Genomic DNA, 12,686 nt, shown 5'->3' with positions numbered 1-12,686 from the left:
AGATCGGTTGTTTCACACAGTCACCCCATCTGTTCCCATAAAACTCCATGAATATTCTCAGTAATCTCCTCCCTCAACAACCTGCTCAATCTCAGCGCCAAAAAAAGCAACGGCGGGGTATTGAAATCAAATCTCCCCGTGAAATCGAAATCATGCGGCAGTCAGCTAAGATTGTGGCAACGGTATTAAAAGAGATTTCTGAGATGGTGCAGCCTGGGATGACGACTGCCGATCTCGATGCCTATGCTGAAAAGCGCATCCGCGAAATGGATGCAACTCCTAGCTTTAAGGGTTATCACGGTTTTCCTGCTTCTATTTGTGCCAGTGTTAACAATGAAGTCGTACATGGAATTCCCAATCCAAAAAAAGTTTTGAAGACGGGGGATGTCTTAAAAGTCGATACAGGCGCTTTCCATCAAGGTTTCCACGGCGATTCCTGCATTACGATCGCCATTGGTGAAGTTAGTCCGACAGCAACTAAACTGATCCGCATTGCTGAAGAATCTCTCTATAAAGGGATCGAGCAAGTTAAGGCTGGAAATTATTTGATGGATATTGCAGGGGCAATTCAAGACCACGTAGAGGCAAATGGTTTTACGATTGTCGAAGACTTCACCGGACATGGTGTTGGTCGAAACTTACACGAAGAACCCTCGGTTTTCAACTTCCGTACTCGGGAAATGCCTAACGTTAAACTCCGTGCTGGAATGACGCTAGCAATTGAGCCAATTTTGAATGCCGGATCGAGATTTACGCGCATTCTTGCCGATCGCTGGACGGCTGTAACGGTAGATAATGCCCTGTCAGCACAGTTCGAGCATACCGTCTTGGTGACAGAAAGCGGTTACGAAATCCTCACCGATCGCTCTTTGGTGTAATTTCAGATGAGGCAGTATGGCTGCTGTATGATGGGCATCTTGCCTGTCCTGTTAGATTAAATAACGTATCATCGTAGGGGCGCACAGCTGTGCGCCCCTACAATCTGTGTGACAACGAAATTTTAAATTGTATGATCTCGGACAAGCACCGTATCCGTAACTTTTACAGAATTGGTTTAATAGTCATAGCGATTTTGTTCGTACTTGTCTACCATCCCTCAGCTATAGCAGCCACAGCCAAGCACTATACAGAATTAGAATTTCCCCCCCTCAAACAAGTACAAATTCCCAAATACGATCGCTACGAAATGCCGAATGGTATGGTGGTGTATTTGATGCCGGATCGGGATTTACCTTTAGTGGGAGGAACGGCAATAATTCGGACAGGCGATCGCTGGGAACCACCAGCTCGAGTAGGATTGGCAAATTTAACTGGAGTTGTATTGCGGACTGGCGGAACGCAAAAACATTCCGCAGATGAGTTAAATCAGTTATTGGAACAACGGGCGGCGGCGGTGGAAGTTGGAATTAGTGATGCTTTCGGTTCCGCTAGTTTTAGCGCCTTGAGTGAAGATTTAGAAATGGTATTTGGGCTATTTGCGGAAGTTTTACAACAGCCAATATTTGCTCAAGAAAAGCTGGATTTGGCGAAAACTCAAATTAGAGGCGGAATTGCTCGTCGTAATGACGATCCGAATGGTATTGTCGGGCGGGAGTTTCAAAAGTTAGTTTATGGCAGTGATAGCCCTTATGCGCGAACGGTGGAATATGCGACTTTAGATAATATTTCCCGCCAGGATTTAGTTGATTTTTACCGTCAATACTTTCATCCTAATAATCTGATTTTGGGCATTGTCGGAGATTTTGACTCGCAGAACATGCGATCGCTGATTCAAAAATATTTTGGCAAGTGGAAATCTCAACCCAATCTATCCCAACCCCAAATTCCCACAGCCTCTCAGTCTAAGTTGGGCGGATTATATTTTGTCGATCGCCCCCAATTAACTCAAAGCTACGTCCAAGTCGGGCATTTAGGCGGACGGTTTAATAGTCCCGATTATCCAACATTAGACGTGATGAATCAAGTTTTGAATGGATTTGGCGGGCGATTGTTTAACTCCGTGCGATCGCGTCAGGGTTTGGCTTATTCTGTCTACGGTGTCTGGAGTCCCCGTTTTGATTATCCTGGCTTATTTGTGGCGGGGGGACAAACTCGTTCGGCTGCGACTGTCCCTTTTCTGCGTGCGATTCGGACTGAAATTGAAAAACTCCAAACTGATATAGTTCAACCAGATGAGTTGCAACGTGCTAAAGAGTCGGTATTGAATTCGTTTGTCTTTAATTTTGAAAATCCTAGCCAAACTCTGTCTCGCTTAATGCGATACGAATATTTTGGTTATCCAGCTGATTTCTTGTTTCGCTACCAACGTGGCGTACAAATTACGACTGCGGCTGATGTTCAAAGAGTTGCTAAAAAATACCTCCAGCCAGAAAAACTCGTCACCCTAGTTGTTGGAAATGGTACTGCAATTCAACCACCACTGAGTGCGATCGCTTCAGAAGTCATTCCGATTGATATTACGATTCCCGATGCTAAGTCAGGGTGACAAACAAGTCAAAAGTTAAAAGTCAAAAGTTAAAAATGAAGACTCGTTACTCATCCCTCTTTATTGACAGCTGATAACTGATAACTGACAACTGATGGCTGTTTGCGTCCAGACAGATCGCGTAACAGTCCCATGATGGCGGGAACGACTGTGGGCGTGAGGATGGTTGAGAAAGCTAAGCCACCTGTGAGGACAATGCCCAACCCTTGATATAATTCAGCTCCTTGTCCTGGGACGACTGCTAAAGGTAACATTCCTAGTACGCTCGTGCCAGCTGACATGAAAATAGCCCGGAGGCGATCGCGTGTGGCATTGTAAAGAGACTTATCGTAGTCTTCGCCTTCTGCTTGGAGTTGTAAAGCGCGGTCTACTAAGAGGATCGCGTTGTTTACCACTACCCCAGTCAAAATGATAAATCCCAGCGCCGTAATCATATCCAAGGGGATGATAACACCTGGAATTTGGTTGGCGATAGCCAGACTCAATAACCCGCCACTCATACCCATCGGTACTGTTGCCATAATGACAACTGGGTAGAGAAAGGAGCGATACAGCGCTACCAATAGCAAGTAAATAATTAAGACGGACAGGATAAAGGCAGAGGATAATTGAGACAAGGTTTCAGCCAAGCGATCGGCAGATCCAGATAAATCTAACCGATATCCGGCGGGAAGATTTGCTCGGAGTGGAGCCAAAACTTGAGTTTCTGTCTGATTGACTAATGTTCCTAAAGGTGCTGTAGCTTCGAGGGAAGTTGTTAGAGTAATCGATCGCTCTAGGTTGACGTGGTTAATGATATCGGGTCCTGTTGTCTCTCGTACCTCGGCAACATCTGCTAGCTGCACTTGCTGTCCGCGACTAGTATACAAAGGCAGTTGGCGCAATTGTTCTGGAGTTTCGACAAAAAGATTTTGCAACTCCACCGAAACATCCAATTCTTCTTTACCATCAATAAAATCAGAAGCGATGCGACCACCTAACGCCGCTTCCACCATTGCCCCTACTTCTGCTTCCGACAACCCAACTTCAGCTAAACGTTCGCGGTTGGGAATCACCTGCAATTCTCCAGCACCAAATACATAATCAGACCGGACGTTACGCACGCCTGGAAATGCTCGCAGTTGTTCGGTTATCTGCGTTTCCAACTGGCTCAACTGCTGCAAATCTGCACCCACAATCTGAATTTCAAACTCCTTACCTGGGTCTTGGAAGATCGATAAGCGCGTGGGAATCAGGAAGCGATAGCCAGGAAAGTTATTGCTCTGCTGTCGCATCCGAGCGACCATATTTGCAAGTCCGTTGGTAGTGGCAAATTCAGGCTTGAGAATTGCCGCAATCCCGCGCCTACCAGGACGTTCAACAAACATGACGCGATCGACTTCCGGTTGCTGGCTCAAGAAATCTCTTGCAGGTTGAGATAGGCGAATAGCTTCGGGAATGCTGGTTCCTGGTAATGGTTCTGCCACCCAAAACACTAAGTTGCGATTGCCTTCAGGCAGATAATCAGCAGGAGGCAGTAGAAAGATACTTGTAAATAGCAGAATGACGGGAATAGAGACAAGAATTAGTCTACGTCCAACCCGACCTGCACCCAGCGACCAAAGTACAGTAGATGCCAAAAATGATTCTAATTTACTTTGAAATAAGCGAAAGACAGCAGAAGTACGAAAAACAGCTTGCTCTATTTTTTGGAGGATGGTTGATGGTTGACGGTTATTGGTTGTTGGTTGTTGGTTGTTGGCAATTATTCTCCCTTGTCCCCCTTGTCCCCCTTGTCCCCGAGTTCCCCCTTGTCCCCCTTGTCCCCCTTGTCCCCCTTGTCCCCCTTGTTCCCGACTCCCGACTCCCAGCATTTGCATTGCTTCGTGCTGTTTGAGAAACAAACCAGAGAGCATCGGTACTAAAGTTAATGCAGCAAATAGAGAAAATAGGGAAGCACAAGAAAGGGCGATCGCCATGTCTGCAAATAACTGTCCGGCTTCCCCCTGTACCATGACGAGGGGAACGAACACCACAACGTTAGTCAGGGTAGAACCTAACATTGCGCCCCAAACTTCTTGAGTTCCATCGATCGCGGCGCGAACTGCTCCTTTTCCCTGCTGCATGTGGGTAAAGACATTTTCAATCACGACGATTGCGTTGTCTACAACCATCCCCACGGCAAACGCCAATCCCGCCAAGCTAATAATGTTGAGCGATCGCCCCAAAAATGCCATGACAATAAATACTGTAATTAGGGTAGTGGGAATCGTGAGGGCAACGACTGCTACTGTCCGCATCGAACCCAAAAATAGAATTAATACGGCTGTTGCTAGCAGCGCTCCACTAACTAAGTTACCCTGTACCAAGGCGATCGACTGTCCGATGTAGTCATTCTCATCGTAGTTGTAGACGAAGCGAATACCTTCTCCTTGGCGATCGAACTGGGTTTCCAATTCTGCTAGAGTTGCCCTCACTCCCCTAGATGTCTCCGGTACGTTTGCCCCAACGCGCCGGATAATTCCAATTGCCACGGCAGGAGTATTGTTAAAAACTAAAGCACTCTCTAGAGGTTTACGCCCCATTTGTACGGTTGCCACATCCCGCATGTAGACTGTACCCGACTGGTCGCGCCGCAGCACAAATTCAGCGATTTGTTGTATGTCTTGCGATCGGCTGAGAGTCCGCACGCGGTATTCTCGTCTACCTAACGTTAGGGGACCACCACGAATGTCGCGATTGTTCTCCCGTAACACCCGCACGACATCGCCTATGGTTAGATTGCGATCGAATAAAGCTTTGGGGTCAACCCTCACCTCAACTTCTCGTTCCCGACCCCCAGGAATGATAAACTGCCCTACGCCTTCGACTCGGCGCAATCTCGGTACGATAACTTCTTCTGCTAAATCGCGGTAGCGATCGGGATTACCTTGAAACCCTTGTCTCAATGTGAGGACAACCCACATCATCGGCGAATTATTGCCCCCAACCATCTCGACATCAGACTCATTAACTTCTGCGGGGAGTTCCTCAACTTGTTGCAATTTATTTAACACGTCCACCATCCGCTCGTTTACATCGCTATTCCAAGTAAACTCAAGCGTAATGGCACTGGTTCCAGGACGAGAACTGCTGGTAATTTCCTGTACCCCTAAGACTTCCTCCATCCGTTCCTCAATCGGACGGGTGACGAGATCTTCTACTTCTGTGGGAGCCGCACCAGGATAGGTAGTGGTAATTGTGATTTCAGGGCGATCGCCTCCTGGTTGCAGTTCTAAAGGCAAACTTAGTAGTGAAAAGATGCCAAATACGGCAAGCAGGCAAAACAACACGAAAGTACCGTGCCGCCAGCGGACGGCTGTTTCAATCAAGTTCATGGTAATTGGTAGTTGGTAATTGGTAGTTGATAGTTGGTAGTTGATAGCAGTTAACTGTCAACCTTTACTACCGCTCCATCTTTTAATCCATCTCCACCGCGCACGACGATCGCCTGTCCTTGGCTCAGTTGTGGGTTGGCGATCGCCATTTTTTCGCCCATGTCTGCTACGAGTTCGACTTCTAGTTGTCTGGCTTTGCCATCAGCAACAGTAAATACGAGCCAGCGATTTTCCCGCCGAGTCAATGCATCGCGGGGGACGACGAAACTAGGGGTATTGCTGGGCAACTGTAACTGTGCCTGTACTGCCATTCCTGGCAACAGGTTGGCAGGGGGATTTGATAGTCTCACCCGCACTCGCTGCCGTCGGGAAGCGGTATCAGCAGATGGTACGATACCCGTTAATGTAGTGCGATCGCGCCAGTTGGGTAGCGCCCTAGCAGTCAACTCGACAGGCATACCCGCTCTCACACTTCCGCTAAGTGATTCTGGCACTTCCAGAAATACGTCTAACTGAGTGCCATTGACCTTGGTGGCAATCTCATCACCGCTTTCTACTAAATCGCCACTGCTGACTTGTCGTGTCTGGATAACACCGCTTGATACTGCCCTGATGCGCGTGCGTTGCAAGGCTAATTCTGCTTGGTTTAATGCAGATTCGGCGGCGGCTACATTAGCTCGTTGCGCGTCAATTTCTTCACGAGTGGGACCAGCGGTGGCTTCTGCTAACTCTGCCTGGGCTTGCATTCGTTCCCCTCTAGCAGCATCTGTCCGCGATTCTGCTTCGACTAATTCTCGGCGCGAGAGTGCGCCAGTATTAACTAGACTTCTGGTTCGGTCTGAATTGTCTTGAGCTTCCTGTTCCCGCGCTTGGGCTGCTCGGACTTCGGCTTGCCTTTGGGCGATGATTTCCTGCCGCGTACCGACTTCTAAGCGTGCTAATTCGCTCCGAGCTTGAGCCAGTCTTGCTCTCGCTTCGGCTACGGCTAAACGCTGATCTGTATCGTCAAGGATGGCTACAACCATACCAGGGGTAATGCGATCGCCTGGTTGGACTAACACTTGTTGCACGACTCCTGATGTTCTGGTGCGGACTGTAGCGCTCTCGCTTGCCTCGACTTGCCCTAACATACTAGTGCTTCGAGTTGCCGTGCCTGAAGTTAAAGCGATTGTCTCTATGGGGCGCGGTGGTTGCGGTTTTGCTGCCGCTGGTGCAGTGGCTTGGCTGGCAGGAGTTAATCCCCGCCCCAGTCCAACTCCTCCAACTCCGACTAGAAGCATGAGTAGCAGCCACCACCGTTTCTGGGAGCGGGGTGACGGCGGCGGAGTCTGCAATTCTTCTCGGTTTGAAACGGAAACTTGGGAATCAGAGGTTGGCACGCTCGATACTCCTATCTCAAGAGTTAACGTTTAATTATTGACCGTTGACACTCGTAATGCTGTTTTTGTCAAGCTGTTTTTGTTAACTATCTATGCAGCATGGCAAAGGTTGGTCAGTAGCATGAAGTTTGATGGATAAATGTGACATCAATATGACACATTTATTAAATTTTCCTTAAACCTCAATTCGCAAGATTGAATTACGTAAGTTTCACGAAATAATTTATACTGCCAATAGCTAAATCACATAGAGTTTGCTGTCACTACTGCCAGTAACGGAACCATCGGTACTGGTGTGCTGTCAGCGAGAAAAATAGCTCTGGATATAGAACTAGCCTTTTGAGTGAGATTGATGTGAGGAGGATTTTCGTGCCAAAACTAAAACTGAATTCAAGAATTGTGCGATCGCTCGCACCAGCCTTGCCATTAGCCATACCATTAATTGTTTTAGAGGCAATCCCTAGTATTGCTGCCACTTTTGCTAGTTCTGAATCTACAGTTATAATTGACAATTTTAGCCATAACCCCTTCGATAGCGAGGTAATTACTGACACTTTTACGAATACTTTTGCCACAGATGGCAACGTGAATGCTAGTACAGATGCAATAGCAAACTTGATTACGGAACCACCATCTGCTTTTAACTCATCATTTAGTAGTACTGATGGTACTGGTAACAACTACTCCGGTACGGCAGACAGTTTTGCTGGAATTTTAGGTAATTTTAGCGTCAATAGTGGCGAAACTTTTTCTTTTAATTTCGATGCCAATTTAAATTTAACAACATCCATAGACAATCCACAAACTGAAACTGCGATCGCTGACGGTACGGTTTCTTTTGCCTTATATGATACTAGTAATGTAGATAGTTGGACGCTTCTAGACTCATTTACAATTTCAGGAAATGTGACTTCTGGAAACAACGATTTTCTCAATTTTAATTCCAGTGATGGGACTCAATTAAATCTGAGTAATATTAGTTTGACTACAAATTTTGGTGGCGATCGAGAATCTGCATCAGCTTCAACTGAAGGTCTCTTTTCTCGTACTTTCGATCGCGTGACAAACTTAACCTTAGTAGAAGTCAAGGAAAATCGATCTACTGTTGCCGTACCGGAACCTTCGATTGCTGTTGGCACTGTTTTAGGTATCTTTGCCTTGGGATATCGAGCCTGGAATCGGCGAGTCGGGGTGAAATAATAGCTACGTGAGTAAGGGCGCACGGCTATGCGTTCCTACAAATCGCGGATCTCATTTAATTGAAAATGGTTAGATCTCCTTTTATCCCTAGTCCAGTTAAAGCGGCTAAAATCAGAGATAGATTTTGTTTGTGATGTATTTTTGTGCAGCCTCAGAACGCTTCTAATCAATCTTTTGTGTTTGACTCGATCGATGCCGCTCTCGCCGACCTTAAAGCTGGACGCTCTATTGTTGTAGTAGATGACGAAAATCGCGAGAATGAGGGCGACCTCATTTGTGCCGCTCAGTTTGCGACCCCAGACACGATCAATTTCATGGCAGTGGAGGCGCGGGGATTAATCTGTTTGGCAATGACGGGCGAGCGCTTGGACGAACTCGATTTACCGTTGATGGTAACCAATAACACCGACAGTAACCAAACTGCTTTTACAGTAAGTATCGATGCTGCGACACATTTAGGCGTGACGACGGGTATTTCTGCTGAGGATCGCGCCCGCACGATTCAAGTAGCGATTAACCCCGCCACAAAACCCTCAGATCTGCGCCGTCCCGGTCATATTTTTCCCATCCGCGCCAGGACGGGTGGAGTACTCAAACGTGCTGGACATACAGAAGCAGCGATCGATTTAGCTCAATTAGCAGGGCTGTATCCGGCGGGAGTGATCTGTGAAATTCAAAACCCCAATGGTTCAATGGCACGATTGAATCAGTTGATGGAATACGCCAAACATCACCAACTGAAAATTATTAGTATTGCCGATCTGATTAGCTATCGCTTGCAAAACGAGCGATTTGTGACTCGCGAGACTATTGCTCAATTACCGACTTCCTTCGGTGAATTTCAGATCTATGCTTATCGCAACAGCGTAGATAACTCCGAACACGTAGCAATTGTTAAAGGCGATCCGGCTCAATTTCGCGATCGCCCCGTGATGGTGCGGATGCATTCAGAATGTCTCACGGGCGATGCTTTGGGTTCGCTGCGCTGCGACTGTCGGATGCAACTACAAGCAGCTTTGAAAACGATCGAACATGCAGGCGCGGGAGTTGTCGTTTACCTACGTCAAGAGGGAAGAGGCATTGGCTTAATTAACAAATTGAAGGCGTATTCCCTACAAGACATGGGACTAGACACCGTAGAAGCCAACGAACGCCTCGGCTTTCCCGCCGACTTGCGCAACTACGGGGTAGGGGCGCAAATTCTCAACGATCTGGGCGTGAAACAAATTCGGTTAATTACCAACAACCCCCGCAAAATTGCTGGGTTGAAGGGGTACGGTTTAGAAGTCGTCGATCGCGTGCCGCTGCTGATTGAAGCTAACGATTACAACTCTAACTACCTTGCCACTAAAGCCAGCAAGCTAGGGCATATGCTCTTACAAACATACTTGGTTGCTGTGGCAATTCACTGGCAAGAAGAATCTTTATCTGTCACGCAACGTTACGAACGGTTAGAAAAGCTACGACACATAGTCAGGACACATGATTTGCTATTGCAGGAAGAGGCACGACCGTTAGCAGTAGCACTGTTCGGTCAACCTTCCCTAACATTTCACGTTGGCTTAGATCAACCCGAACTAGCTACACCAGACTGGTATCAGCAACCAAATCATCCTTATCTAAAGGCGATCGCGCAAATTCTCGACAGCATATCAACCTTACCCTACGTCCAGCGACTAGAATTTCTCGTTGCCCCCGGTCACGATCCACTCACGGGTCTGCAAGTCCAACTAAACCGACACAACATTGGTACTGACATCTCACCTTCTGCCATCTTCGACCGACTAGAAACCCAGAAGATTTATTGTTTTGGGTGTTAGTTGTCATTGGTCAGTGACTAGCGGCTGGTGGCTAGTGGCTGGTAGTAAATAAAGTGTGGGAAGTGTGGGAGGACACTCGAAGAATCTTCCCCCCGCTCTCCCTTGTCTCCCTGCTCCCTACTCCCTGCTCCCTGCTCCCTCATAAAGAGGTAATTCAATCCAAAATCGGCTTCCTTGCCCTAGTTGCGATTCTACGCCGACGCAGCCACCCATGCGTTCGATGCTTTTACGCACGATCGCTAAGCCGATGCCCGTACCTGGATAGGTTTCAATTCCGTGCAGGCGCTCGAAAATGCGGAAGATTCGTTCGGTATCGCTTGATGCAATTCCGATGCCGTTATCGATAATCCACAGGCGCACCCATTGCTGTCGATCGCGTTGGGCGAGCTGGTATTTGATTTCAACCTGCGGACGGCTTTCTAGTTTGATAAACTTGAGGGCATTACTGAGCAAATTGGCGATCGCTTGGGTTAGGGTGGGGCTATGTGCCAAAACGGTTGGTAGAGGTGTTGTGACTGTAATTTCTGCCTGCTTTTCTTGTAAATCCATTTCTAATTGTTTGCAGGCAGATTCGATCGTTGCCATTAATGCGACGGGTTGTAAGGTAATTTTCGTGCGCGTCAGCTGGCTGTAGGCTAGTAACTCGGTAATCAGCCGATCCATCTGCACTGCGTCTGCGGTAATTGACTGGAGATATTCTTTACCCGAATCATCAAGGCGATCGCTATAATCTTCTTTCAATGCTTGGGCAAATCCCTGGATCGTCCGTAGTGGTGCGCGTAAATCGTGGGAAACCGAATAAGCAAAAGCTTCTAATTCTTGATTGATCTCCTGAAGTTGTGCCGTGCGATCGCTTACTTTTTGTTCTAAGGTGGCGTTGAGTTGCTGAATTTCGGCGGCGGCGTGTTGACGTTCGGTTAATTGAATTTGCAATTGTTCGTTACTGAGATTGAGTTGCTGCTGTTGCTCGAATAAAGTGCGGACGAGATGCTTTAACGAACGAGATAGTCGCCCAATTTCATCGCTGCTGGTAATTAAAGGTAGTTCTGTATTTGCGTTCCCTTGACGCAGACGATCTGCTGCTGTTGCGATCGCGAGTAAGGGATAGGTGAGGCGACGCATAATAAACCATCCAGCAATGGCGAATAATATCCCTAATGTCAGATCTTGAGTAAAAATCTGCCGTTGTAAAGTTCGCACGGGTGCAAGTGCGAGATCGGCTTGTTGCCTCACCACAACCGTCCAACCGAGTCCGGGGTAATTGCGATACCCTGTACTACGGGCAAAACCCGTGAGATAGAAATCGCCGTCCGACCAGGTTTCGAGCGCGTAGCCGTTGCCTTGCTGTTGCAATGTCTGTAGACTAGGCAACGAGGGAATTCTTTCTTGCAGCTCGATGGGCGCGAGTAGCACTTTGCCAGAGGCACTAAAGATGAAAACTTCCACCTGCGAACGATTTTGTAGCGGTTGCAGTAAAGAGTCCCGAATTTCTTTTGCCCACGTCCAACTGAGATGAGCGCCTAGCACGCCTGCATACTGACCCGCCGAGTCAGTCACGGGAGCTGAGATGTCGATAAATCGTAGGGGTTCGTTGGTTGGATTTGGTAGCAGCTTGGCTAAGAGCATGGCTTCGTGAACGTCGCCCACCGCTGCTTGAGTACGGGCGTTTTGAAACCACGGTCGTCGAGCGACGCTGAGATTTTCTAACAGCTTACCCGTACTGACGAGAACCTTACCTGTGGCATCTGTCAAGCCAATCCAGCTATAAGTAGGATAGGTGCTTTGTAGCCTGTCGAGCAGCGATCGCTTTTGGGATCGAGGAGAATTGGGATTGCTGAGTAAATCTAGCTCGGTCAAGTTTTGGATCTCGCGATAGCGCTCGAACATACCGCGATCGAGTTTGTCAGATACTTGGTATGCTAACTGCTCTAACGCAATGCCCGCATCAGTTTTGACGCGATCGCTCGCCGTAGCACTGACCGTAATACTCGCCATGATTGCCATGACTAGCGCAATACTACATATTGTTAAGCCTAGCCGCGCCCTCAAGCTTTGACGCGGATCGAACCGCTTAGCAACGCGATCGAGCAGTTTTTCTGAAGCCAAAACTTGATGAAATGCCATCGGCGTATTTTCTAGTCCAAACTATTTTAGCGAGTGATTTTATGTTGATTTAGACCGATTTTAGCTTTCTTGCCCCGTCGCATCCCAAAATTGCATTGCGATAGTATATGGACGAGTTATTGCTACTTTTTTAGTTCTTTTTCAGTTGTTTAATAATAAGCCGATGTTATTATTTTCTTGCGATATAATGCAAGCGGAATTATTAAAAGAGCAATACCAATTGCTAAAAATTGTATAATTTGTTGCGGACAATCGATTGCTAAAACTTTCTTAACGACACACCTTAAATTAATCTTCTTTTAATAAGATTTGGATAATGCCA

7 protein-coding genes are annotated in these 12,686 nt (G+C 47.3%); 4 read left to right on the top strand and 3 right to left on the bottom strand.

What is annotated here, in order from left to right; genetic code table 11:
• Window positions 1-47 precede the first annotated feature (47 nt).
• Both map and DSM107010_RS11510 read left to right on the top strand, forming a co-directional pair.
• Window positions 48-878 carry a type I methionyl aminopeptidase gene (gene map, locus DSM107010_RS11515; protein ID WP_015156399.1) on the top strand — a complete coding sequence of 277 codons (831 nt, stop codon included), beginning with the start codon at window positions 48-50 and terminating at the stop codon, window positions 876-878.
• Window positions 879-1,009: 131 nt separating this feature from the next.
• Entirely contained in the window at window positions 1,010-2,485 is a 1,476-nt protein-coding gene (locus tag DSM107010_RS11510) for a M16 family metallopeptidase (RefSeq protein WP_106169153.1), read from the top strand.
• A 50-nt stretch (window positions 2,486-2,535) separates the two neighbouring features.
• Here the strand turns inward: DSM107010_RS11510 and DSM107010_RS11505 are convergent, their stop codons facing one another.
• On the bottom strand, window positions 2,536-5,841 hold the full coding sequence (locus DSM107010_RS11505) for an efflux RND transporter permease subunit (protein WP_127023009.1): 3,306 nt from the start codon (window positions 5,839-5,841) through the stop codon (window positions 2,536-2,538).
• Window positions 5,842-5,891: 50 nt separating this feature from the next.
• On the bottom strand, window positions 5,892-7,220 hold the full coding sequence (locus DSM107010_RS11500; protein ID WP_106169261.1) for an efflux RND transporter periplasmic adaptor subunit: 1,329 nt from the start codon (window positions 7,218-7,220) through the stop codon (window positions 5,892-5,894).
• A gap of 369 nt (window positions 7,221-7,589) precedes the next feature.
• Between DSM107010_RS11500 and DSM107010_RS11495 the strand changes: the two genes are divergently transcribed.
• Both DSM107010_RS11495 and ribBA read left to right on the top strand, forming a co-directional pair.
• Window positions 7,590-8,420 carry a PEP-CTERM sorting domain-containing protein gene (locus DSM107010_RS11495; RefSeq protein ID WP_127023006.1) on the top strand — a complete coding sequence of 277 codons (831 nt, stop codon included), beginning with the start codon at window positions 7,590-7,592 and terminating at the stop codon, window positions 8,418-8,420.
• Between the two features lie 143 nt (window positions 8,421-8,563).
• Window positions 8,564-10,240, top strand: a complete 1,677-nt coding sequence (gene ribBA, locus DSM107010_RS11490; RefSeq protein ID WP_106169263.1) for a bifunctional 3,4-dihydroxy-2-butanone-4-phosphate synthase/GTP cyclohydrolase II — start codon at window positions 8,564-8,566, stop codon at window positions 10,238-10,240.
• A gap of 117 nt (window positions 10,241-10,357) precedes the next feature.
• Here ribBA and DSM107010_RS11485 read toward each other — a convergent pair whose 3' ends face one another.
• The gene (locus tag DSM107010_RS11485) at window positions 10,358-12,364 is read right to left on the bottom strand and encodes an ATP-binding protein (RefSeq protein ID WP_127023002.1); all 2,007 of its coding nucleotides are present in this window, start codon (window positions 12,362-12,364) and stop codon (window positions 10,358-10,360) included.
• Between the last annotated feature and the right edge of the window lie 322 nt (window positions 12,365-12,686).

It is taken from the genome of Chroococcidiopsis cubana SAG 39.79, from assembly GCF_003991895.1.
GTDB classification, from domain to species: Bacteria; Cyanobacteriota; Cyanobacteriia; order Cyanobacteriales; family Chroococcidiopsidaceae; genus Chroococcidiopsis; species Chroococcidiopsis thermalis.
Note: the sequence above shows the minus strand (reverse complement) of the source record. Positions and strands in the feature narration are given on the sequence as shown.

Coding starts and splice junctions, on each gene's coding strand:
- DSM107010_RS11485 (WP_127023002.1), bottom strand. CDS start 12,364: ATGGCATTTCATCAAGTTTTGGCTTCAGAAAAACTGCTCGATCGCGTT.
- DSM107010_RS11510 (WP_106169153.1), top strand. CDS start 1,010: ATGATCTCGGACAAGCACCGTATCCGTAACTTTTACAGAATTGGTTTA.
- map (WP_015156399.1), top strand. CDS start 48: ATGAATATTCTCAGTAATCTCCTCCCTCAACAACCTGCTCAATCTCAG.
- DSM107010_RS11505 (WP_127023009.1), bottom strand. CDS start 5,841: ATGAACTTGATTGAAACAGCCGTCCGCTGGCGGCACGGTACTTTCGTG.